Annotated in this window: 16 protein-coding genes; 8 read left to right on the top strand and 8 right to left on the bottom strand. The window is 37.4% G+C overall.

The genetic code is table 11. The features are described 5' to 3' along the window. Positions 1 to 935 precede the first annotated feature (935 nt). From putP to MSWH1_RS17240, 5 genes are all read left to right on the top strand, one after another. A complete protein-coding gene (putP, locus tag MSWH1_RS17265) occupies positions 936 to 2,474 on the top strand; it encodes a sodium/proline symporter PutP (RefSeq protein WP_048130121.1) in 1,539 nt (512 codons plus the stop codon). A gap of 1,291 nt (positions 2,475 to 3,765) precedes the next feature. Further along, positions 3,766 to 4,953, top strand: coding sequence for a tyrosine decarboxylase MfnA (gene mfnA, locus MSWH1_RS17255; protein WP_048130119.1), 1,188 nt, complete (start codon positions 3,766 to 3,768; stop codon positions 4,951 to 4,953). A gap of 156 nt (positions 4,954 to 5,109) precedes the next feature. Further along, positions 5,110 to 5,454 (top strand): hypothetical protein, encoded by a 345-nt coding sequence (locus tag MSWH1_RS19525; RefSeq protein ID WP_156148231.1) that lies wholly within the window; start codon positions 5,110 to 5,112, stop codon positions 5,452 to 5,454. A 427-nt stretch (positions 5,455 to 5,881) separates the two neighbouring features. After that, entirely contained in the window at positions 5,882 to 6,976 is a 1,095-nt protein-coding gene (locus tag MSWH1_RS17245) for a CBS domain-containing protein (protein ID WP_048130117.1), read from the top strand. 733 nt (positions 6,977 to 7,709) lie between these two features. After that, entirely contained in the window at positions 7,710 to 9,254 is a 1,545-nt protein-coding gene (locus tag MSWH1_RS17240; protein ID WP_048130116.1) for a TraB/GumN family protein, read from the top strand. Positions 9,255 to 9,378: 124 nt separating this feature from the next. On the opposite strand, the gene MSWH1_RS17235 is transcribed toward MSWH1_RS17240, so the two are convergent. The 8 genes from MSWH1_RS17235 to MSWH1_RS17200 form a co-directional block, all read right to left on the bottom strand. After that, positions 9,379 to 9,660: a DUF4405 domain-containing protein gene (locus tag MSWH1_RS17235; RefSeq protein WP_048130115.1), complete on the bottom strand. Its 282-nt coding sequence runs from the start codon at positions 9,658 to 9,660 to the stop codon at positions 9,379 to 9,381. A 271-nt stretch (positions 9,661 to 9,931) separates the two neighbouring features. Beyond that, on the bottom strand, positions 9,932 to 10,825 hold the full coding sequence (gene fhcD, locus MSWH1_RS17230) for a formylmethanofuran--tetrahydromethanopterin N-formyltransferase (RefSeq protein ID WP_048130114.1): 894 nt from the start codon (positions 10,823 to 10,825) through the stop codon (positions 9,932 to 9,934). A gap of 519 nt (positions 10,826 to 11,344) precedes the next feature. Further along, a complete protein-coding gene (locus MSWH1_RS17225; RefSeq protein ID WP_369798618.1) occupies positions 11,345 to 11,803 on the bottom strand; it encodes a chemotaxis protein CheD in 459 nt (152 codons plus the stop codon). A 497-nt stretch (positions 11,804 to 12,300) separates the two neighbouring features. After that, complete coding sequence (locus MSWH1_RS17220) at positions 12,301 to 12,939, bottom strand: chemotaxis protein CheC (RefSeq protein WP_048130112.1); 639 nt, start codon at positions 12,937 to 12,939, stop codon at positions 12,301 to 12,303. 76 nt (positions 12,940 to 13,015) lie between these two features. Then, positions 13,016 to 13,948 carry a protein-glutamate O-methyltransferase CheR gene (locus MSWH1_RS17215; RefSeq protein WP_048130111.1) on the bottom strand — a complete coding sequence of 311 codons (933 nt, stop codon included), beginning with the start codon at positions 13,946 to 13,948 and terminating at the stop codon, positions 13,016 to 13,018. A gap of 475 nt (positions 13,949 to 14,423) precedes the next feature. Continuing rightward, positions 14,424 to 16,493 (bottom strand): chemotaxis protein CheA, encoded by a 2,070-nt coding sequence (locus MSWH1_RS17210; protein ID WP_048130110.1) that lies wholly within the window; start codon positions 16,491 to 16,493, stop codon positions 14,424 to 14,426. Between the two features lie 219 nt (positions 16,494 to 16,712). Further along, on the bottom strand, positions 16,713 to 17,864 hold the full coding sequence (locus MSWH1_RS17205) for a chemotaxis response regulator protein-glutamate methylesterase (protein ID WP_048130753.1): 1,152 nt from the start codon (positions 17,862 to 17,864) through the stop codon (positions 16,713 to 16,715). A 224-nt stretch (positions 17,865 to 18,088) separates the two neighbouring features. Further along, positions 18,089 to 18,454: a response regulator gene (locus tag MSWH1_RS17200; RefSeq protein WP_048130109.1), complete on the bottom strand. Its 366-nt coding sequence runs from the start codon at positions 18,452 to 18,454 to the stop codon at positions 18,089 to 18,091. A 1,335-nt stretch (positions 18,455 to 19,789) separates the two neighbouring features. Here MSWH1_RS17200 and MSWH1_RS17195 point away from each other — a divergent pair. The 3 genes from MSWH1_RS17195 (at position 19,790) to MSWH1_RS17185 (ending at position 23,402) form a co-directional block, all read left to right on the top strand. Next, positions 19,790 to 20,212, top strand: coding sequence for a response regulator (locus tag MSWH1_RS17195; RefSeq protein ID WP_231585519.1), 423 nt, complete (start codon positions 19,790 to 19,792; stop codon positions 20,210 to 20,212). A gap of 236 nt (positions 20,213 to 20,448) precedes the next feature. Then, positions 20,449 to 22,548, top strand: coding sequence for a methyl-accepting chemotaxis protein (locus MSWH1_RS17190; protein ID WP_231585518.1), 2,100 nt, complete (start codon positions 20,449 to 20,451; stop codon positions 22,546 to 22,548). 209 nt (positions 22,549 to 22,757) lie between these two features. After that, entirely contained in the window at positions 22,758 to 23,402 is a 645-nt protein-coding gene (locus MSWH1_RS17185) for a chemotaxis protein CheW (RefSeq protein ID WP_048130108.1), read from the top strand. Positions 23,403 to 23,417 lie beyond the last annotated feature (15 nt).

The raw sequence follows: 23,417 nt of genomic DNA, 5'->3' as shown, positions 1-23,417 counted from the left end.
CCCTCTAAAGAAATCGATACCATTAAGCTCAGTTTCAATAAAATAAAAGATTTACAATTCCAGCACCCCTGAAGGTCAGTTTTAAATCCCCTTTTTCGCATGGAAAAATATCAGAAAATTGTGGACCCCTTCACTTCCATTGAATGATTAAAAATATTTAGTATAGAATAATAATACGAGGTAAACAAACGGCTATACTGAAACGAAAGAGGATATGTTAAAAATGAAAACCGTTTTGATGTAAATAAGATCATTGATAACAAAACGATTGCTTAATAAATAAAGACAGTTGGGCCGAAAACAAGGAATAGACATTAAAAGTAACTATATATCTGGAGTGTAAATACATAAAAAATTGGCTATGTTTACATATTAACTTATAAATTTTATTCAAATTGCATATTTTTCAAATCATATTGTTTTTTTAAAGATTTGTTTTAGAATTGTTGATTTAGTTTCTAGAACTGTTGATTCAATGTTTTCTACTGCAATTTCACTCGTCAAATTAAGATAACAAAGGAATTTTTGAAGAAATAAATCGAAAATAGTAATACTCTTAATAATCAGTTTAATGTACCGAAATAAAACGAACCGTTTTTAATGTCTGAATAACAAAATAGTATTATAGAATTGTCATAAATTATACACAATAATATATATCCCACACAATAAAAATACATTATAAACAATATACGTCTCTGAATACAGCTGCTGACAGAATCGCCGTAACTGGCAAATTTGCAGATGGAAGTAATCTTAGAGCGTGTCTTAAAATTAAATTTAATTCTACAATGGTGACAGTAATTATCATTTGAACTGAAAAAATTAAGTTTACCAAAAATGAAGTTGACTAAAAATGAAGTTGACTAAAAATGAAGTTGACTAAAAATGAAGTTGACTAAAAATGAAGTTGACTAAAAAACTGGAGTTAAATAATGGTATCAGATAATTTTAGTATTATACTTATTTTCGCAGTATATCTGCTTTTTATGATCGCCATCGGAGTTCTCTATTATCGAAAAACAGAGAATCTTTCAGATTATATTTTAGGAGGAAGAAAGTTAAACAGCTGGGTTACTGCGCTGAGTTCGCAGGCGTCGGATATGAGCGGCTGGTTGCTAATGGGATTGCCCGGATATGCTTATCTGGCAGGAATGGAATCTATCTGGGTAGGAGTGGGTCTGGCTGCTGGAACATACCTGAACTGGAAATTCGTTGCAAAGAAATTGCGCCAATATACCCAGATTGCAGGAGATTCCATTACTATTCCAGTGTACTTTGAAAACAGGTTCAGAGACGAAAGCCACGCTTTGAGAATTATTTCATCTATTCTGATTCTAGTCTTTTTCCTGCTTTACACTTCCTCAGGACTTGTCGCAGGCGGAAAACTTTTCAATACTGTTTTTGAAATTCCCTATCAGCAATCTCTTCTTTTCGGTGCACTGGTGATTATTAGCTACACATTTCTTGGAGGTTTCATGGCCGTCTGCTGGACCGACTTTTTCCAGGGAATGCTAATGGTCTGCGCCATTGTTTTCGTGCCCCTTGCAGCCCTAAAGGGAATGGGAGGTTATGATTCTACTGTAAGTCTTATTAAAAGTATAGACCCGCAGCTGCTTAATCCCTGGACTGCTCTTTCTGGAGGTTCAATTCCCCTGATCTCAAACCTGGCCTGGGGCCTGGGATACTTTGGTATGCCACATATCCTGGTTCGTTTTATGGCCATAGAATCCCCTGACAAAATAAAACAGGCAAGACTTATTGCAATGGTCTGGGTTATAATCTCCCTGTTTTTTGCTGTAGTAGGCGGGATCATCGGAAGAGCTTACCTCTATCCTGAGTTTCTTGGAGATGCGGGAAGCGAAACTATCTTTATGGTAATGATAAACAACACGTTTACTCCTGTTATTGCAGGAGTTCTCCTTGCGGCTATTCTTGCAGCTATTATGAGTACTGCTGATTCCCAGCTCCTTGTAGCTGCTTCTGCTTTTACCGAAGATATCTACAGGATAATAGTAAAAAGAGATGCAGGAGAAAAAGAGCTCGTCTGGATGGGCAGGTTTGCAGTTATTGCAATTTCAACAATTGCCTATTTAATAGCGAGAGATCCTAATAACTCGGTTATGGGCCTGGTCTCATATGCCTGGGCAGGATTTGGAGCAGCCTTTGGGCCTGTTATCTTATTCTCTCTTTTCTGGAGAAAAACAACCAGAAATGGAGCGCTCGGAGGAATGATTGTCGGTGGCTTAGTTGTTATCGTCTGGAAGCAACTTTCAGGTGGAATTTTTGACATGTATGAAATTGTCCCTGGTTTCTTCCTCTCATGTATAACAATCTACCTCCTCAGTATTCTGGATAAGGAAGGTCCTACAGAAGAAATCCTTAAAGAATTCGACCGCGTAAACCATATAAATCTCCATGGAAAAGCTATTCACAAAGAAGACATGGTGCCTCTCGAAACCTCAAATGAGTAGGTAATCTGAAAAACACCTTCTTGACACCTTAAACCACTTCCCAATTCACATGCTATAAAATACCCCCGCCAGATTACCTGGCGGTGCCTCTTTTCCATAAAATACAAGGAAGAACTTGAAAAAGAGATGAGTATTTTTCAGAGTTTTTTGTCGATTTTAATTTTTATTTTCCTTCATTTGCTTCTCTTTTTTTACTCTGAAAGATTAGACTGATGCCTGGGTAAAAAATAATCCAGATGGCGAAATATGAATATATTTCAAAAATACTATTAAGAAAAACATTGATTTTCAAAAAAACTGCGGAATGTAGTTTTAAAATTTCAAGATTTAAGCTATGTAAATTATTAAGTTGGACGGAAGGAGAAAATGGAAAAGACCCCTTTATTTCTACTGGAAAGTTTATATAACACCCAGACCCCATGGTTTCCATTGAAACGGTTAAGGAGGTTTTGAGAACAAAAAAAATACAATTTTATTTTGTTATGGGAACAAAATAATGTTGTTGTGTTATAACACTACTTGTATATATATGTTGTTATGGGTAGTTCTAAATTAGCAGGTCAAAATTAAAATCAAACACTTAATAGAAATATTAATATTATTTTTTTAATATTTATATAATTTTTATACTTTTTTATAGTTTAATTCTACCGTAAACTACACTACAACACGAATACTTCTCTCCAGTAGAAATAAAGGGGTCTCTCCCTAAGAACAAAATTTTTAAATATACATTATTCTTGATAATTTAACAATCCATATCCTTCATTTACAGAGAAACTTTATCTAGGGTCATAAGATCTAAAAATCAGTGAATAAAACCAGTGAATAAAACCAATGAATAAAACCAATGAATAAAACCAGTGAATAAAACCAGTGAATAAAACCAATGAATAATATATCAAATCTCTTTAATATGTCAAATCTCTTTCTGAATTTTGGAAACCGGTTTTCTTCTTTATCAATTCTTCTCTCTTCCTTCTTCTTCTCTCTTCCTTCTTTCCCTTTTCACTTGATTTATTTCTAAAATTGATGGTTTTTTGAACATTTTTAAAAGTTATTCTTTTACTTTAATTTTTTCCTTTCCGTAAGTTACACCGTAAGTTACAAAAACTACCCTTCAAGCCTACGTTTGTTTTTTATAAAAATATAGCTATATAACTTAAGCTGCAATTGCCTTTTATACGAGTTACTTCTTTTTTCTTTCAAGTCCTTTTTTCTTTGTTTTTCAATTATTTTTTGAGTTTTATTCCATAAGTCTTTTAAATAAAACTGGTTTTACTTTATCTATATGAATAAGAAGGGTCTTTCTGAAAGAGAGATATTTTCCTATCTGGAAAATGCAAAGTCAGAAGATACGGATTATTATCGGGTTTTAAGTTCAATGTGTACTCACCCTCATAAGATCGCGGTTGAGGTTAATAGGCTCTTTATTGAGGCTAACCTGGGAGACCTCGGGCTTTTTGGTGGAACTCACCGGCTTGAGCAAGAGGTTGTCAGGATGCTTGGTGAGCTTCTTCACGCCCCCCCAATTGATGTTCCATCCGGAGATTCATTTAAGAGTTCTGTTTGTGGCTACCTTACTACAGGAGGTACCGAATCCAATATTCAGGCTGTAAGAGGAATGAAAAATCTTGTTACCGCAGGAAAGGAAGGGTTGAAAGGAACTCCAAACATTGTAATTCCCGAGTCGGCTCATTTTTCTTTTGATAAAGTTGCCGACATGATGGGTATAGAGGTCAAAAGGGCTTCACTGGATTCGGAGTTCAGGGTAGACATGGCTTCTGTTGAAAGTCATATAAATGCAAACACCATAGGGCTCGTAGGGATAGCAGGGAATACTGAGTTTGGCCAGGTGGATCCTATTGCCGAACTCTCTGAACTAGCTCTTGAAAATGAGCTTTTCCTGCATGTTGATGCGGCTTTTGGAGGTTTCGTAATTCCTTTCCTAGAAAAACCCCAGCCTTTTGATTTCAAAGTGCCAGGAGTTACTTCCATTGCTATAGACCCCCACAAGATGGGCCTGTCCACAATCCCGTCAGGCGCCATACTTTTCAGATCCCCTTCTTTTCTGGACTCCCTTAAGGTAAACACTCCATATCTTACCACAAAATCCCAGTTCACACTTACAGGCACCAGGAGCGGAGCCTCAGCTGCCGCTACCTGTGCTGTTATGAAATATCTCGGCTATGAAGGTTACAGAAAGAACGTGCAATACTGCATGCAGCTTACCACAAAGCTAGTTTCAGAAGCTCGAAAAATCGGTTTTGAACCCCTGCTAGAACCTGTAATGAACGTAGTTGCTCTAAAAGTCCCAGAACCTGACTTTGTCAGAGAACAGCTTCTTGAAAGATTCGGCTGGCATGTCTCAATCACCCGCACTCCAAGAACCCTCCGTTTAGTCCTGATGCCGCATAATACTCCAGAAGGTATTAATATATTTTTGGAGGATCTTAAGAAAGTGACAGCAATGATTTAAAGTTGCTTTTAATTTTGCGAAAGCAAATATCTATAATATTATTGCTAAATAGTAAATTAGAATCAGCTACGTTTTGTGGAGAAAAAATAATTAGGGAGGCAATTAACTAATATTTTGTTTAATAAAAAACTTGGAACTTTTACGAGTTGTAGCGTTTTGACCGTTGTTCATGATTTAGTTCATGATTTAGTTCATGATTCTGTTCATGATTTAGTTCATGATTCTGTTCATGATTTAGTTCATGATTCTGTTCATGATTTAGTTCATGATTCTGTTCATGATTCTGTTCATGATTTAGTTCATGATTCTGTTCATGATTTAGTTCATGATTCTGTTCATGATTTAGTTCATGATTTAGTTCATGATTCTGTTCATGATTTAGTTCATGATTCTGTTCATGATTTAGTTCATGATTCTGTTCATGATTCTGTTCATGATTCTGTTCATGATTTAGTTCATGATTTTGTTCGTGATTTAGTTCATGATTCAATTAGCGGTTAGATTAGTGGTTCAGTTCATAATTTAGTTCATTATTTTACCTGGCTACTTTATCTTTAGGATGACTATCATCAAGTTTGTTGTTATTCTTTGCCTGTTTAAGGGATGCAAAAAATAATTATACTATTTAAAATAATATAATTGATGCTTTTGGATATACGATAGTTTCTGTCTCTCAGATCAGGTTAGCGGGTTGAAATTAATAAGCTAAAATTAAGAAATTAAACAAACTAATAAGCTAAAATTAAGAAATTAAACAAACGTTTTGAAGCTTAGGTGTAACAACCTGTCGCACGTTCATGCATTCTGGCAACATATTTCAGATATGCATATCATTGTGTCATAATGGCTTATCAACTTGTTTCACATATATTTCATATATAGCTCATTAAGTGTTTGTATTAGATAGATAAAGGGGGTATTTTATTTTATGAAATCTGCACTGAAAATCGGAAGCGTAATGGGCATACCTATAAGACTGCACATCACTTTTCTTTTGATACTTCCCATTTTTGCATATGTCTTCGCCATTAATCCATACCCTTATGGCTTTCAAGAGGTTGAGTCGCCTGCTATGAAATATGCGCTTTCAACCCTGACTGCAATCCTGCTTTTTGCATCAATCCTTTTGCATGAGCTTGCACACTCATATCTGGCAATGCGCTATGGAGTCAGTATTGAGAGCATCACGCTCTTCCTTTTCGGAGGCGTTTCTTCAATGGAAGAGATGCCAAGAGATCCTGGACAGGAAGCAAAGATGGCTTTTGCAGGACCTCTAATGAGTCTGATTATAGGTGCCGCCTGTCTTTTAATATATGGGTATATAATTGCACCAAACTCTGCGCTTTCTGACAATCCCGTTTTTCTGACAATCTGGATTCTTGGAGCCATGAACATAGTTCTTGGAATTTTCAACCTGCTGCCCGCATTCCCCATGGATGGAGGCAGGGTGCTCCGTGCTTTCTATGCCAGGAGAATGTCTTATGTCAAAGCTACGCAAAGTGCAGCTGCCTTAGGAAAATTTTTTGCTATCTTGATGGCGATTTTTGGAATTCTTGTTGGAAACCTCTGGTTCCCTTTGATTGCTCTCTTCATTTATGTCGGTGCATCTGAGGAGGAACGTTCTACTCAGGCATCCGTAACTTTAGAAAATGTTCTGGTAAAAGATATAATGACAAAAGATGTAGTTTCAGTGCCTCCTTCCATGAATGTTGAAGATCTGATTCTTTTTATGTTTGAGAAAAAGCATATGGGTTATCCTGTAATAGAGGGGCGCGACCTGAAAGGGATTGTGACTTTTACCGATATCCAGCGCGTTTCCACTCTTGACCGTCCTGTAACCCGGATCTCAGATATTATGACCAGAGATGTCATATCTGTTACTTCGGATGCACAGGCAAGTGATGTCCTCAAATTGGTCACATCTAAGAACATAGGAAGAGTTCTGGTCATTGATAATGGGTCTCTTGTAGGGGTACTTTCCAGAACAGACCTGGTCAGGACACTGAGGCTCAGATCAGAATGAAGCACCAAAAGATTCCTTTTTGGAAATGTGCAACTGAAGAAATGTGCAACTGAAAAAGAACTGCATACTTGAACACTGAAAATCTGTAAAACTAAATAAAACTAAATTGTTAAGGAAAAATGTGAAAATGGTAAACAGAAATTTCTGGCAGTAATTACACGAGTTAATTATTTGCCGGCACTAATTTTTTTACAGTTTAGTTCTATCATATTTATTACTTGGTTATTTTAAATGTATAATTTTATATCTTTGAAGTATAGTTTAATATCTTAGATGTGTAGTTTAATATCTTTAAAGTATAATTTGGTATTCATCAATTATAATTTATTTGTTTCACGGTAACAGTTGTTTTACGGTATAACATAACTTATCTCATATACATAACTTATTTCATATTCAGATCCGTACAAATTGGCTATGTATAGATTGGCTTTTACAGATCAGTTTTTTACAGATCACTTATATAACATGTGTAACTTATTTGATGTGTATGACTTAATTATACTATATATTAAATTACTTGTGTGCTAAACTATTTACTTGATATCTTTGAATTCGCGGCAGTAAGTGTTTAAAATTAGGAAGTATAATGGATAAAGTAACGTATTTTGGCAATGGCTTTAAGGTAGAGTAATGTACTCTGGACAGCAGTACATAGCAATAGAGTGAAAAATGCTCTGCTTTATACATTTTAATCCGTCACTTCTAATCAGCCGCAACAGAGAGACTGATAATGGATAGGTCTAAAATTACAGATTCTCAGGACAAGGAGCCTGAATACAATTTTCATAGTTCATCTCAGGAGTCAATATACTCTATGGACAAACTTATAACCGAATCCGCAGAAGATAATGTTTCTGTCGGAAAGTCTAAACTTTCTGATTCATCAATCAACAAGCCAGAGGAAACCGGCGCTTCTGTACTGCCATCTGTAGCAGAAGTCGGAGATATTGAAGTGAAGCTCGATATAAGTTCCGAGCTTGTTGCGGAACCTCTTCCTGATTCAGCTTCGGAACTTTCAGTTCCCTCTACTTTCCAACCTCCGTCTCTGGATGAGCTCAATCCGGCTGCCGAGTTTCAGCCTTCAAAGGTTGTGCTCATAGGTACGGCACATGTTTCGGAAAAGAGCGTGGCTGAAGTTAGGGATACTATCAGAAAACTTAAACCCGATATTGTAGCCATTGAGCTCTGTCGGGCACGTTATGATTCTCTGAAAGGAAACATTCAGGAGACGAATCAGCTTCCAATAAAGGAAATTCTCACCGAAGGAAAGGTATACTTTTACCTTGTCAACTGGTTGCTTGCCTATGTGCAGAAAAAGATCGGTGAAGACATGGGTGTAAAACCCGGTTCTGAGATGATTTCCGCAATTGAAGAAGCAGAAGCATCAGGAGCCAGAGTAGCTTTAATTGACAGGGATATTCAGGTAACTCTCCAGCGTTTCTGGGGTCGTATGAAATTCCTGGAGAAAATAAAAATGCTTGGTTCTCTAATAGGCGGCCTGATAGGAGTAGGAAAAGGGGTTGATATCGATATCGATCAGATGACTCAACAGGATGTTGTCACAGCCCTTGTCAGTGAGCTTAGAGAATTTGCCCCAACTGCGGCTGAAACTCTCATAGATGAGCGGGATGCATACCTTGCAGGGAGCCTCCTCAAGGTGGCTGCAGGCGGAAATAAAACTATTGTTGCAGTGGTTGGAGCAGGGCATAAACCAGGAATAATTAACTACCTGAAAAACCCAAAGAACATTCCACCACTTAGTACTCTGGTGGAGATTCCTAAGAAGCGCATTGGAATCGGTAAAGTTGTTGGTTTTGGAATAGTTGGTCTTGCGCTTCTAGTTTTTTTATTGCTCCTTGTATCGGGCACTCCCCTTAAACTCCTTCTTATAGCTTTTGGATGGTGGTTCCTCATTAACGGGGCCCTTAGCGCAGCCGGCACCCTCCTGGCGGGGGGACATCCATACTCTGTCCTTACAGCCTTTTCGGTTGCTTGGTTAACCTCTCTTAACCCTATGATGGCTGCAGGCTGGTTTGCAGGTCTGGTAGAAGCAAAACAGCAAAATCCTACCACTGACGATATTAAAGCCCTTGCAGGGATAGAAACTTTCAAAGAAATGTTCAAAAACAGGTTTATGCGTGTTCTTCTTGTGGCCAGCTTTGCCAATATCGGAAGTATGATAGGTACTTTCCTTGGGGCGTATGTAATGCTACAGGTTACAGGTCTCAACCCACAGGATCTTCTCCATTCCGGGTTCAGTGCACTTGGACTCTGAAAAATAGTTCTCTGGTAGCGGGATAACATCTTTGCTTTCCATAACTATTTTTAGAACTATTTTCAGAACTATTTTCTATTTTTTCCTTTTTATGTAGCATGAAGTTACTGTAATTCGAAAATCTTTACAACTCACGCTTTTCTTTCCCGAAGAAACTCTTCGTAGTGTATATAATCCATTTCCAATGGAGGATAAGGTGAATGACCACAAGAATTGACATCAGGATTCCAATTCTGCTATGTATCCAGACCCAGGTAGCTTTCGTTAGCCCCATGTACATTAGGTATCTACCCCCTTGAACTCCTGAAGGTATAAACAAATACATGAAAAGACCTGTACCTGCGACTCCAAAAAACAGTGTTGTCAGGGCAAGGTCTATTAAATAATTGGTTTTTTGTCTGTTCATGTTTCCACTCTCATTTTTGTTCTCTGAATCTGAAAAGTAACTTCTTAAGAATGAAAATTCTAAAAAACGAGACTTCTTAAGAATGGACTTTATGCATCTCTTTATTATCGGTTTCCTTGTAAAGTAATTCAATCTGAAAAATAAAAAGGTATGTAAGATGATGGTGTGAGAAAGATGTATGGAATAAAAAGAAATGTAATTGCTAAAAAAGAGAATTTTTGAGCTCAGAAGAAAAAAGAAATGTAATTGCTAAAAAAGAGAATTTTTGAGCTCAGAAGAGCTCTTGAAGTTTGAACTGATACTTACCCAGTTTGCCGCCGTAGTTACCTGCAGAAATCTTCTTGATTCCAGGAACGGTTACTGCAGCTTCTATTCCGGCTTTCATGGCTGCTTTTATGCTCTTTTCATCAAGCCCATTGATGACAATTTCATATACAGCGTTGACATCGGCAGGAATTTCGGTGCCTTCAACTTTGTCCTTTATGGAGGGGCAGAACTTTTCATTTGCAGTAGCTTTCAGGAATTTGTATTTGTTCGCTCCGGCCTTGGACCCGCTTGAGACAATGCCGCCAGGGAATGGAGTAATTGTGCCTTCAAGTTCCATAATTGCATCAACAGCAACTTCGGCTGCAGTCAGGGCACTCATCTGGGAGTCTCCGAAGATAAAAAAGTTCCCGCCTGCAATTCCGGCTACGGCTCCTATATTTTCTTCAGTCACAAAGTCTCCTTCCATGATTGGGACTTTGTATACTTTGCGGCCTGCAATCTGAGCCTCGGACTCCATACCGTCTCCGAAGAATTTGAGTTTAAAGCCAACATTAAATTGTTTCTCAGCATCAGGCAGCCCGTTAAAGACTGCAGTTGTAGGAGCGGTAAGTACGCACTGCCCTATCCTCTCAAGCATCTGTTCTTCCAGAGCTTCGTATTTGAAAGTACATATCTGGATATAGACTCCAGGTCTTCCGTCAGGGGTCTCACCTGGGCTTGCGAATTTTTCAATTCCCGCTTCTGCAGGGCACATTATAACTGACGTCCCAAAGCCGGTGGCTTCAGTGGCTGCTACCTGTGCCCAGTGCTTTGTGGCTGCTGTTATGAGCACCCTTGAAATCTTGATCGGAAACGCTTCTGCATATGTATCTTCAATTTCTACTCCATTAATTTCCATGAAAATCCCCTATTTACTTTTCTTTATTAATTATTCTGATATCCAGGCTTGAAATCTTACTATAAATTAGCGTATTTTAGCATATTCCAGTATAATCCAGTACCGTATAATCCAGTATCGCATAATCCAGCACATTCCAATCATTATACATTATTTTCTTTTAGTCTGCTTAGATATTTTTGAAATTTATGCTATATTCGAATTATTTGTGCTGCGCTGGTTGTTCATGCTCGGCTGGATTGTTTATGCCATACAGAAAAAGCCACATAATTGCAGCGTTACTTAATCTCAGGCATACACTTAAAGTTTTATGGTACTTTTATTCTCTTTGGGCTTTAATCGGTTTAATCGATTAGCTAATGAATGTCTATTATAATATTTATATCAAATATATAATTTTTCAAAGAAAAGAAATTGAAAAAAACTGGGCAGTATGTTAGAATGAATCAGGAAAGATGTTATGTCAGTTAAACTGTATGTTAATTATAAAGAAGATTATAAAAAAAGTCTTTATTACTTTCAGATTACTTTATCCCCTCTGAGAATTGTCTTTATGAGGAGATCGCCAGTAAAGGTATCGAATATTATTGTGCGTCCGTAGTTTCTCCCTGTATCTTCAGCTATGATTTCCACTCCCAGTCTGTTCAGAGTTTCTCTCGCGCTCTTTATGTTCCTCTCACCTATATTCATGTGCAAGTTGTCGAACATGCTTGCACCTCCTACAATTTTTGCTCCAAGTTTTTTTTTGGATCCCCTCATTTGTATTATTTCATCTACAATGTATTCTATGCCTGCGTCTGTAAATTTGGCAGGATTATCTTTTATCCTTGCTCCTTTTATATTCGGAAGCATGGTATGGAGCAGGCCTCCGATTTTTTTTTGTCTGTCATAGAGGGTTATTCCCAAGCAGGAACCCAGTCCGGAGGTTTTAATTTTCACAGGGCTTCTGGCTATTGCGCAGTCTCCTATACCCACCATAACTATGACTGGATCGGCCAATCTGTAAAAAACCTCCTTATGGTTTGCTCATGATCTTTCATAATTGTTGTATTTGATCATCAATTGTATTTGATCAATTATTGTATTTGAGCTTATGTCATTTTCTTTAAAATTACTTATTTTTCAATAATATTAGATAATAAGCCTTATTTTGTCAAAATTTTATTTTTAACTAATTTAGGATCGATTTAAATCTATATTATTTCATTTTCTTTTGGTTAAATCCCATTTTATTCCTTAATATTTGAATAATGAGCTTATTGATTTTTAATATTTGCGGAGAAATTATATACTGATCGATTTGTAAGTTATAATTCAGATAGTATTATAATTTTTTACTAAATATCTTATTTATTATTATTTTGGTGCAATTATTCATAACTAATCTTGAAGTAGTGTTTTTTAAAGGCTCTAAACGTAATTTTTTTACTAAATAAGCAGTTTTAGATCTTTTATTAGTTTTTAAAGCAATTTTTTCAATTTTGGAATAAGCTCATTTGATCAATTATTGTATTAATCTTTTTTAATAGATTATTCAGAGATTCCGGATCAAGCAAAATCAGTACGTTTCCGTCAATTTTCTTTTCTTTTATCAGAAACTCTGCATCAAGTACTAGTGCAAAATCTGCTATGTAGCCCATCTCTGCAACGGCTGAATTGAAAATAGAGTCAGACATATCATATGCTGTGTAAGGTGTTGAAATCGAAAGATCGAGTTTCAAAAATTTAGCAAGGGAAGTTATGTAGGTTCCTGCCAGGATATGACTTACTTCTTCAATTAAAGACAGGTTTATAGTATCTATCAGGTCACTTTTTCCTTCCTCACTTGAGAGGTTCAGGCAGAGACTTCTTGCGCTGCTTTCAGGAAAAAAGACAAGGATATAACCATTGAGATTCTCTTTGATACTCATTAATGTACCTATTACCGGAGACTCTGAAAAGCCTACTATTTTCGGTATATCTTCGATTAACTCGAACTTTGTATCGAGAACTCTGGTACAGACAAGGCTGTTTACAAGTCTGGAAAGAGAAACTGCTGAGTTTCCGATCCCTATGTTTCCTATCTCTTTCAGCGCTCCATACTCAAATTCGCTCAAGCTTCTGATTTTTTCCATGAACGTCGCCTTTAATTCTCTTCAGTTCTTTCAGTTCTTTCAGTTCTTTCAGTTCTTTCAGATCTCTTTAAAAATCTTAGGTTTCTTTTATATACAGGCGTTCTCTTGCATTGTAAGGTTTAAAACGATTTGAAGCGGTTCCCAGTAGTGTTTCTGCTTTTCCTATCACAAAGAACCCTCCTCTGTTCAATGCATGATAAAAATTAAGCTGCAACTGTTCCTGAATTTCTTTTTTAAAGTATATCATGGCGTTTCGACAGATTATGAGATCAAAACGGTTTGTACTGGATTCTGATATCATATCATGCCGTTTAAAACGTATCATACTTTTTAGCTGTTCGGAAACCTGGTACGTCTCACCCTTCTTTACAAAATAGCTTTTTCTGATACTGGCATCCACGTTTTTAAGCACATTTTCACGGTAAATCCCTTTACGGGCGTTTTCAAGGCTTAAATTGTCAATATCAGTGCCTGTAATACTTATTCTATACCTGTCGAAGTCTCTCCCAAGAACTCTGTGCAGCAAAATGGCAAGAGAATAAGCTTCTTCTCCTGTTGCACAGCCTGCACTCCAGATACGGATTGATTTTACAAGCGAATCTGATCTTGATTTTATCAGAAAGGGAATGACTTCTTTTTCAATTACTCCAAAGGTTTCCGGGTTTCGGAAAAACTCACTGACGTTTATGGTAAGGGCTGTAATGAGATCCTCATGTTCTCCTGAGTTTTTTTTCAGCAGCTTGAGGTATTCTTCATAGCTCTTGGAATTGGTAGCTCTGACCCGGATGTTAATTCTACGCCTGAAATGGGCTTCTTTATATTGCTCACAGTTAAAACCAGTACTTTCCGTAATCACTCTTTTTAACAGTTCAAATCCGGGGTCTTCCTCGAGATTTTTGCTTGCCTTTATTTTATCTTCACCGATCTGTATTCTCCCTTTGTTTATTTTTACTGTTTCTCTGCCGGTTTTTATCCCGTTTTTACTTCCTTTTACTCCTTCCTTCCTCAATTAAGTTTATTCCACCTTGATTCTTCATTCACTTATCCCATTTTTACTTCAGTCGAATACCCCGCTAGCTTGCTGTAGGGATGGAAAACTTCCCCAGTAACCATTAATGATAATATGATTTATCAATTCCATTTTTTGGTTGTTATTCCATTTTTTGGTTGTTATTCCATTTTTTGGTTGTTATTCCATTTTTTGGTTGTTATTCCATTTTTTGGTTGTTACTTCTGCTCAAACTAAATTGTTTAGGAGTATTGTCTTCTTTAACGGAATTTTGAGCGGTGGTGCGAACATACCCCGTTGCTTTCAGCGGGGTGCGCCAACACAACTTTGATTTTCTTTTCACCTGTAATTTCTCTGATGAAGATTATTACTGGCACTATTAGTCTCTTGAATTAAGATTTTAGATTATGGAGTTAACATCAAGAATTAAAATTGAAGATTATTACTGGCACTATTAGTCTCTTGAATTAAGATTTTAGATTATGGAGTTAACATCAAGAATTAAAATGACACTCCCGTCTCCCATAATTGTTGCTCCTGCAAATCCCCGGGTTTTTTCCAGCAGCCGGCTTTTAAAATTTTTTATAATCACTTCCTGCTTTCCAAGCAGTGCATCTACAACGATTCCTATTGATTGTCCGGCTTTCTCCACTATAACAACGACTAAGTTTTCTTCTCTCTGGGCAGCAGGCAATTGAAACAACTTACGCAATCTCAAGAGAGGGAGCGCTTTTTCGTTTATCACAATAACCTCTTCACCCCTGATATGCCGGACTTCTTCTTTCCTGACTGAGATATTTTTTACTATGCTGGTGAAAGGAATTGCGTACCTTTCCATGCCGACCTTTACAAGCATAGCCTGATAAAGAGCAATTGTTATGGGCAGCTTCAGTTCGAACATTGAACCAGATCCGGGTTTTGATTCCACTTTTACAGACCCTCCCAGACGTTCAATCCGGTTCTTTACAACATCCATTCCAATTCCCCTGCCTGAAAGATCGGTGACCATGCTGGCAGTACTGAGTCCCGGTGCAAAAATCAGCTGTATTGCTTCTCTTTCCGAAAGCTGTTCAGTTTCCTCTCTTGAAATAAGTCCTTTTTTCAATGCAGCTTTGCGGATTTTTTCTGTGTTTATTCCTCTTCCATCATCTTCTATTTTGATAAGAACATAATTTTGCTGCTTTGAAGCCGTAATCATTATAGTACCGGTTTCCTCTTTCCCGAGTTTCACACGCTTTTCGGGAGTTTCTATTCCATGGTCCACTGCGTTTCTTAACAGGTGCACCAGAGGGTCTCCGATTTCTTCCATAATAGCTCTATCGAGTTTGATTTCTTTTCCCCTGATTACAAAGTTAATTTTTTTATTTTGTGCCCTTGCAAGATCCCTTATCATCCTAGGAAAAATATTGGTTATATGATCCAGAGGAACCATTCTGATCTCTAACACTTCTTCCTGAAGTTCCCTTGTTAGTTTCTTGAATTCGGAAAGTGCAAGCTCAAGATCCTTTGATTTAGATTCCCCTGTAAGCTCTTTTACCCTGCTCCTGTTAATTATGAGTTCACCCACAAGATTCATCAGCTTGTCTAACTGTTCCGTGCTGATCCTTGAACTCTGTATCTTTGAATTCTGTATTTTTAAGCTTTGTACACCCTTTACTTTAAAATCCTGTTCAGAAGCAGTACCCCTTTTTTTTTCATTTAGTTCTTCATTTATACTTTCGAGCTGCTTTTCTTCTTCCTCTTCTTCCCTTCTTCCTTTCTCTTTCCCCTCTTCCTTTTTCTCTTTCTCCTCTTCCTTTTTCTCTTTCTCCTCTTCCTTTTTCTCTTTCCCCTCTTCCTTTTTCTCTTTCTCCTCTTCCTTTTTCTCTTTCTCCTCTTCTGTCTCTTTTTTATCTTCTTTTTTTTCGTTTGTTTCCTTTTCTTCTTCCACTTCTGCTTCTACTTCTTTTTCTACTTCTTTTTCTACTTCTTTTTCTACTTCTTTTTCTACTTCTTTTTCTACTTCTTTTTCTACTTCTTTTTCTACTTCTTTTTCTACTTCTTTTTTCTCGACTTTTTCCTTTATTTTTTTGTCTGCAGAAAAGGGTTCGGATTCAATTTTTCGAGGGACAACTTCTTCTAAGGGATTATTTATAGTCCTGAGAGTTTTCAGAACTTCCCCGGTATCGGGATGAGACTTATTACTTTCACTTCTATCTTTTTTTTTCTCTTCGGTTTTACTTTCCATGCCCTTGCAAACATTTTCAACAAGTTCCTCCAGAGCATCCAGACATTCGAAGAGAATATCAATTAAAGAAGAATCAAGAATCAGCCGTCCTGTCCGGAACCTGTCAATCAGGCTTTCCATCTCATGTGTTAGTTCAACAATCTGCCTGAATCCCATGGTTGCAGCCATGCCTTTGAAAGTATGGGCTGCACGGAACATTACATTCATCTGCTCGACATTTTCAGGATCCAGTTCAAGCGCCAGCAGGGAATCACTCATTTCTTTAATATATTTTTCAGATTCCGACCTGAAAATGTCTATATATTTTGACATATCCATGATTTTTCCCTGCCTTTTATAGTCCTGAGAGGTATCTGAATTTCCGAAAAATTTTAAAAATTTTTCCTTATCTCTGTACTCTTTTTTTGTTTTTTTCTCTTTTTACTTTGTTTTTTGTTTTATTTCTACTTTTTACTTTTCCGGCTGATTTGCTTTTTCCGGCTGATTTGCTTTTTCCGGCTAATCTTGCGGTAAATAAAAGATATTTTATCTTTAACTTTATTTTACTATTCTGATAATTTCTTCAGCCATCCTGTCCAGAGGGAGCACGAAGTCTGCCAGGTTTCGTCTTACAATCTCTCCGGGCATTCCGTATACCACACATGAACTCCGGGCTTCTGCGATTACTTTGCCCCCCATTTTTTTAATTTCTTCAGCTCCATCTGCTCCATCACAGTTCATTCCTGTAAGGACAAGGGAAATAGCTCTGGAGCCGTAAACCGGGGCAAGTGATCTGAAAAGGACATTTACTGAAGGTCTGGATCCCAATTCTTTTGGGCTGCAGGATAGATGTACTACTTCTTCTTCATGGCCGTTTACTTTATTTCGTACAATTTCCATATGATAATTACCCGGGGCTATAAGCACAGTTCCCTCTTCTACTATATCCCCTTCCTGTGCCTCTCTTACCCTGAGGGCTGACTTTGCATCAAGCCTTTTAGAAAGAGATGCTGTAAATCCCGGAGGCATGTGCTGTACTACAAGAACTGCAGCTGGAATCTCAGCGGGGAGTGAGCCTATAAGTTTTTCCAGGGCCCTTGGACCTCCTGTGGATGCGCCTATTGCCAGTACATTTCTTACAGAGGTTACTTTTTCCCGGTTCTTTTTCTCCTCCCCTTTCTTCTCCTCTTTCTCCTCCCCTTTCTTCTCCTCTTTCTCCTCCCCTTTCTTCTCCTCTTTCTTCTCCTCTTTCTTCTCCTCTTTCTCTGGATTCCAGGGTTCTAAATCTCGCATGCATTCCAGGTTTTTAAGGTTAGCTTTTGAAGCTGTCCTGACTTTCCTGCAAATTTCCTCTGCCATTTCAGGCATGTTCTGACTGAGAATACCTGAGGGCTTTTCGATCACATCCACTGCTCCATATTCAAAAGCTGTAAGGGTAATCTCTTCAGCTCTTTCCCCCAGAGCTGACACTATAACTACAGGAGTCGGATATTCTTTCATGATACGGGCAAGAGTCTTAAGGCCGTCAAGAACGGGCATTACATTGTCCAGAAGTACTACATCGGGCCTAAGTTTCTTGACTTTTTCAAGACCATCTTTTCCGTTGACTGCCGTTCCGATAACCCTGATCTTCTGGTCTTCACTGAGAATATCGGAGAGAACTTTGCGAATTAAAGCAGAATCATCTACTATGAGTGCGCAGATAGTCATTTCAAGCACTTTTTTGTTGAATCGTTTTATTTAAAAATTGTTTTTATTTAACTCAAGTAAACTCAAGTATTTCGATTCAGTCTTTCTTGGTCCAGAACTCATTTCTGCAATCCAGAAACTAACTGTTTAATCCAGTAATTGAGTACTTACTACAGAAATAAGATATTTAATCTAAAATTCGGATAGTTAATTCAGAATCGAACGTTTTATTTAAAGCTCTTCAGTTAATTTGGTTCAGCAATTTTTTTGATTACATCCAGCATACTATTGGACTCAAAAGGTTTTACTATGAAACCCATGGCACCTATTTTTATCGATTCCGTTATCAGAGCCTGCTGCCCAAGAGAAGAGCACATTACAACTTTTGCATCAGGGTCCATTAAAAGAAGTTTTTTCAATGCCTCTTTCCCATCCATATTTGGCATTATTATGTCCATTAGCACGAGGTCAGGTTTTACCTCTAGGTAGGTCTGAATTGCTTCTTCCCCATCACCGACCTCAGCAACCACCTCGTGTCCGTGCTTTAAAAGAATGTCTTTGATTACCATCCGCATAAATTCGGCATCGTCCACGATCATTACTCTTGCCATCTATTTACCTTCTTTTATTTTTATTAAGTAAGTGATAATATCTTTGTGACAATGTCTTATGTGATGGTATTTGTTCGACTGTATATCTGGAACTGCCCTTTTGGAACTGCTCTGAAGTTACCTTACTTTACCTTACAATTTCATCTTTTAAAAATCAGAGTATATATTATGTTAACGTATGTTGTTAACGTATGTTGTTAGCGTATGTTGTTAACGTATGTTGTTAACGTATGTTGTTAGCGTATGTTGTTAACGTATGTTGTTAGCGTAAGTTGTTAATGTAAGTTGTTAACGTAAGTTGTTAACGTAAGTTGTTAACGTATGTTGTTAACGTATGTTGTTAACGTAAGTTGTTAACGTAAGTTTTTCATGTTTATGTAAAAAAATACATGAGAGTCCTGCTATATTAAACTTATTTAATTGTCTTTAGTAATTTATGTAGCTTTAAACTCGTCTCAATTGCGGGATGTTTGCATTTTAACACAATATTTTTAAAGGTTTGTTAAGTTTTAAAAATCCTATTTATATTGTCAGGGTCTGCTACTGCACAGAATAATTTTGAACGCTTTTAAGGCACTTGTTTTCATATCCTACGTAGAATCAACTTTTTCTGGAAACACATCCAAATAAAAAATGGATATTTTTATCATCTGTTTATATATTCATATAGTGGTATATATCTTAACAAATAACTTTATATTCTACAGGAATTCATATTATCTTTATTAAGCCGGGTAATTTACTGCTATCTGCTATATCGTTATGTTAAAGATCAACACTGGAGACTGAATGTCTTCTTTTTGTCATTTAAATTCACTCTATTTGGTATTAGAATTTAGTTGTAAATGTTTAAGTACCAGCATGTAAATTCCAACTGATTTGTCTTCAAATCTTACTAATTATGTCAAGAGATGTGAAATTTAAATAAAATTTGTTTGCAATAGAAAATTTATAAGGGTATTTACTAAAATTTTTACTACGATGGGTAATAATAGGATTTTTACTACGATGAGTAATAATAGGATTCGATGAGTAATAATGGGATTCGATGAGTGATAATAAGATTCGATGAGTAATAATAGGATTTTTACTACGATGAGTGATAATAAGATTCGATGAGTAATAATAGGATTTTTACTACGATGAGTGATAATAAGATTTTTACTACGATGAGTAATGATAAAATATTTCATGTAATTAAGCCGTTTATTGTTTCCTATGGTAAAATATTTTTCAAAAATACCCCCTATAAGAATAATATCTCAGTAAAAACAGCACCTTTATAAGAAGAATCTCATTCAGAGAATTCTTCCGGCAAGCACTGGAGCTGATCAAATGCCTGATGATCAAATGCCTGATGATCAAATGCCTGAAATCCTGATCGTTGAGGATAACCTGCTTAATCTTGTTGTTGAAGCTGACCTTTTGAAATCTTACGGATATGAGCCGAAAAAGGCAAAAAATGGCTTTGAAGCGCTGGAAGTTCTCAGTAAGGTCAAAGTTGATCTTGTACTGATGGATATGGAACTTCCAAAGATGCATGGTCTTGAACTGCTTCAACGGATAAAGTGCAACCCTGATACACGAAGCATAAAAGTGGTTGCCATTACAGGACATTGTGATCCTGAAAGTAAACAAGAATTCCTTAAAGCCGGATGTTATGCTGTCCTTTCCAAACCCATAAATTTTGATATTTTTGGATCCCAGGTGAAAGAGTTTCTTACAGTGGCGAGTTCTTCACTGTATTTTTCAGAATAATATCTCCAGAAGGAGTATTCTTGATAAATGCCGAAACTCTGGTTCTCCTATTATTTGGGGTTATTATTCTTTAAGAATCAGAAAATTTATGAATTCTTAATAATCTATATTGAGTACTAGTTGGGAAATCTGGATAAAGACCTTTGCAGGTGTTTATATGTTTATATATTTCTGTCCTTTTCAACAGGCACTGACAATGGGTTGTAGTTCGGCTGCAGAATAGAAAGGGCACAAAGGTGAAGAATCTGGAAGCACGGGTGAAAAAGATGTACAAAAGCACAAAGATAGGGCATGTGGTGATAGGATTTGCCTTTCTCCTTATTTTGATCTTTTTTGTGGGTTATGTAAGTTATCAAGGAATGAACGAAGTTGAGGAGAAGAGTCGTGCTATCCAGAATATGACTTTTATCATGAATAACATGCAGGACGCTATGCAAGCGGAAGAAAGGTACATTATTCACGGTGAGCCCTCTGATAAAGAAGAAGTTTATTATTATCTTAGCTTTGTGCCCACACAGGCAGCGATATCCAAAGAAATATACATAGGCTATCTTGATCCTGTGAACCGCGACCGGATGGATTTCGTTCTTGCAGCTTCAAGTGAGTTTGAGGACGCTTTTAACCGATATGTTGAAGCAGATGACGAACAGGCAGATGTAAGAGCTAATCTGACTGTATATAGTGAAATTCTAATAACAAACGCAGATGAGCTTTCTAGAAACCAGATGATCCAGTACAGGGAGGAGTTTGAAGCTGGCTATTCAAATGAAACTCTCGAGAAAAAATTTTCCAATGCCGAGAGCGCTCAGAAGATCATTGTATTGACAATGAAAGCCAGAAATGAATATCGGAATTATGATATGAACCCTGATCAGGAATATGTAGATAATTTCGATACTTTCATGGAAGATATCATTGAACTTTCTACGGATTTAAACGGGCGAATGCAAAGGCCGGAAAATATTGCCGCAGGAAAGGAAATACTTACAAGTGCAAAAAATATCCAGGCCGGTTTCGAGCAGTTTAAGGTTCTGGAAGAAAGAAAAGCGAGTGCAGAGATAAATATGATGGATATAGCTGCACAGGTTGGAGAAGTAACTACAGATGCCCGTGTTGACCAGAAAACAAAATTGTATACACTGATCTCGAACTCCATAAATAAGATCTTTCTGGTAACTTTTATTTCAATGCTTATTGGTGCTTTACTTGTTTTTGTGATTTTGAACATCTACAAAAGGCCTATCTACGAACTGCTTGAAGCTGCTGATAAGATCTCTGAAGGAGACCTTGATGTTAATATTAAAGGTTCTTCGAGAAGTGAGATCTTCCAGCTTTCAGAGGCTTTTAAAGCAATGGTTGAGCACCTGCGCAGTTTGATTAAAGAAATTCAGGGAGGTTCACTTCACCTTGCCACACTTTCGGAAGAATTGTCTGCATCTTCTGAAGAAGTGGCATCTGCATCAAGGAGAATTTCAGAAACCGCAGCTGAAATCTCTAACGGGGCAGAGGTGCAGAGCACAAAAATTGTTGATATAACTCATGCAATGCAGGATATGACCCACAATATTCAGGAAATTGCGGATAACACCCAGAAAGTTTCTAAAAGTACAAACCTGGTGAATGATACTGTTCATAGTATCGGAAATGTTTCCAGAGATGTCCTGTTTAAGATGAATCTTATCAGTTCTTCTGTTGATGAAACTGAAGTTGTTATCAAGGAACTTGACTCCAAGTCTCAGCAGATCAATGAGATCATAACTCTGATAACCAGAATTGCAGACCAGACCAATATGCTTGCACTGAATGCCGCAATTGAAGCTGCACGGGCAGGTGAACACGGTAAAGGATTCTCTGTTGTAGCCGATGAAGTCCGCAAACTTGCCGAAGAATCCGGAAGCGCAGCCAAAAATATTTCCAGGCTGATTGATGAGATCAGGGATAGTATCAGCGATACCGTAGAAAGCATAGAAGCAAGTAAAAAGAACGTAAAGAACGGTTCAGTATCGGTTAGTGAAGAGGTTGAGATGGTTACAGGAATCGTCCCCACAATCAATGAAATCACAAATATGATAGAGGACGTTGCAGCTGCTACAGAAGAACAGTCTGCATCTATTGAAGAAATTACCTCTACTCTGGAAGATATATCCTCTATATCGGAGCAGTCCGCTGCAGGAACCCAGGAAACTGCGGCAGCTCTTGAAGAACAGAGTGCTTCAATGTCTGAGCTTGCAAGCATGGCGAATGATCTCTCTTTGCTTGGGGAAAAGATGAAAAAAGTCACTGAAAAATTCAGACTTGGCAATTCAAAAGGAGAGCCCGAAAATATTTCTGACTAAATATGGTTGGTTGATACTGTTGGTTAAATGCGGTCGGTTAAATATGATTGGCTAAATATGATTGACTAAATATGATTGGCTAAATATGATTGACTAAATATGATTGACTAAATATGATTGACTAAATATGATTGACTAAATATGATTGACTAAATATGATTGGTTAAATATAGCGGGTTAAAATCCTTAAATTGGCCTGAGGGATTGAAATGTTTGAGGAAACAGTAATAAAGGAAGATTCTACACTTCCAAAAGAATCGCTTCAGTTAGTGGTTTTTGAACTGTCAGGAGAAGAATTCGGGGTTGATATCATGCAGGTCTCCGAAATCATCCCAGTTTCAAAAATCACCCGTGTTCCTCAGGCTCCTGAATGTGTAAAGGGATTAATTAACCTGCGCGGAAAAATTATTGTAGTAATAGATCTCAACAGGCGCCTTGGTTTCAGCTCCAAAGAAAGGGACAGCCTGTCTAGAATTATTATAGTGGAAGTTCGAGATACAATGATAGGCATGCTTGTAAACTCCGTAAGTGGGGTGTTGAAACTGCCTATTTCTTCTGTTGAACCGACTCCAGATATGATTAAATCGAAAATTAATGCAGAATATCTGACCGGAGTCGGGAAAAAAGGGAACAGACTTCTTATCCTCCTGAACCTTGCAAGGGTACTTGGAGAAGAGGAAATTGACGAACTTAGCCAGCTTTCTTCTTCCTCCTCTTCTTCCTCCTCTTCTTCCTCCTCTTCTTCCTCCTCTTCTTCCTCCTCTTCTTCCTCCTCTTCTTCCTCCTCTTCTTCCTCCTCTTCTTCCTCCTCTTCTTCTGATCAGCTTCCTGAGGAGAATATTTATATGTTATAAGTAGGATGTGACTGA

Source organism: Methanosarcina sp. WH1 (assembly GCF_000970005.1).
Lineage (GTDB): Archaea > Halobacteriota > Methanosarcinia > Methanosarcinales > Methanosarcinaceae > Methanosarcina.
Note: the sequence above shows the minus strand (reverse complement) of the source record. Positions and strands in the feature narration are given on the sequence as shown.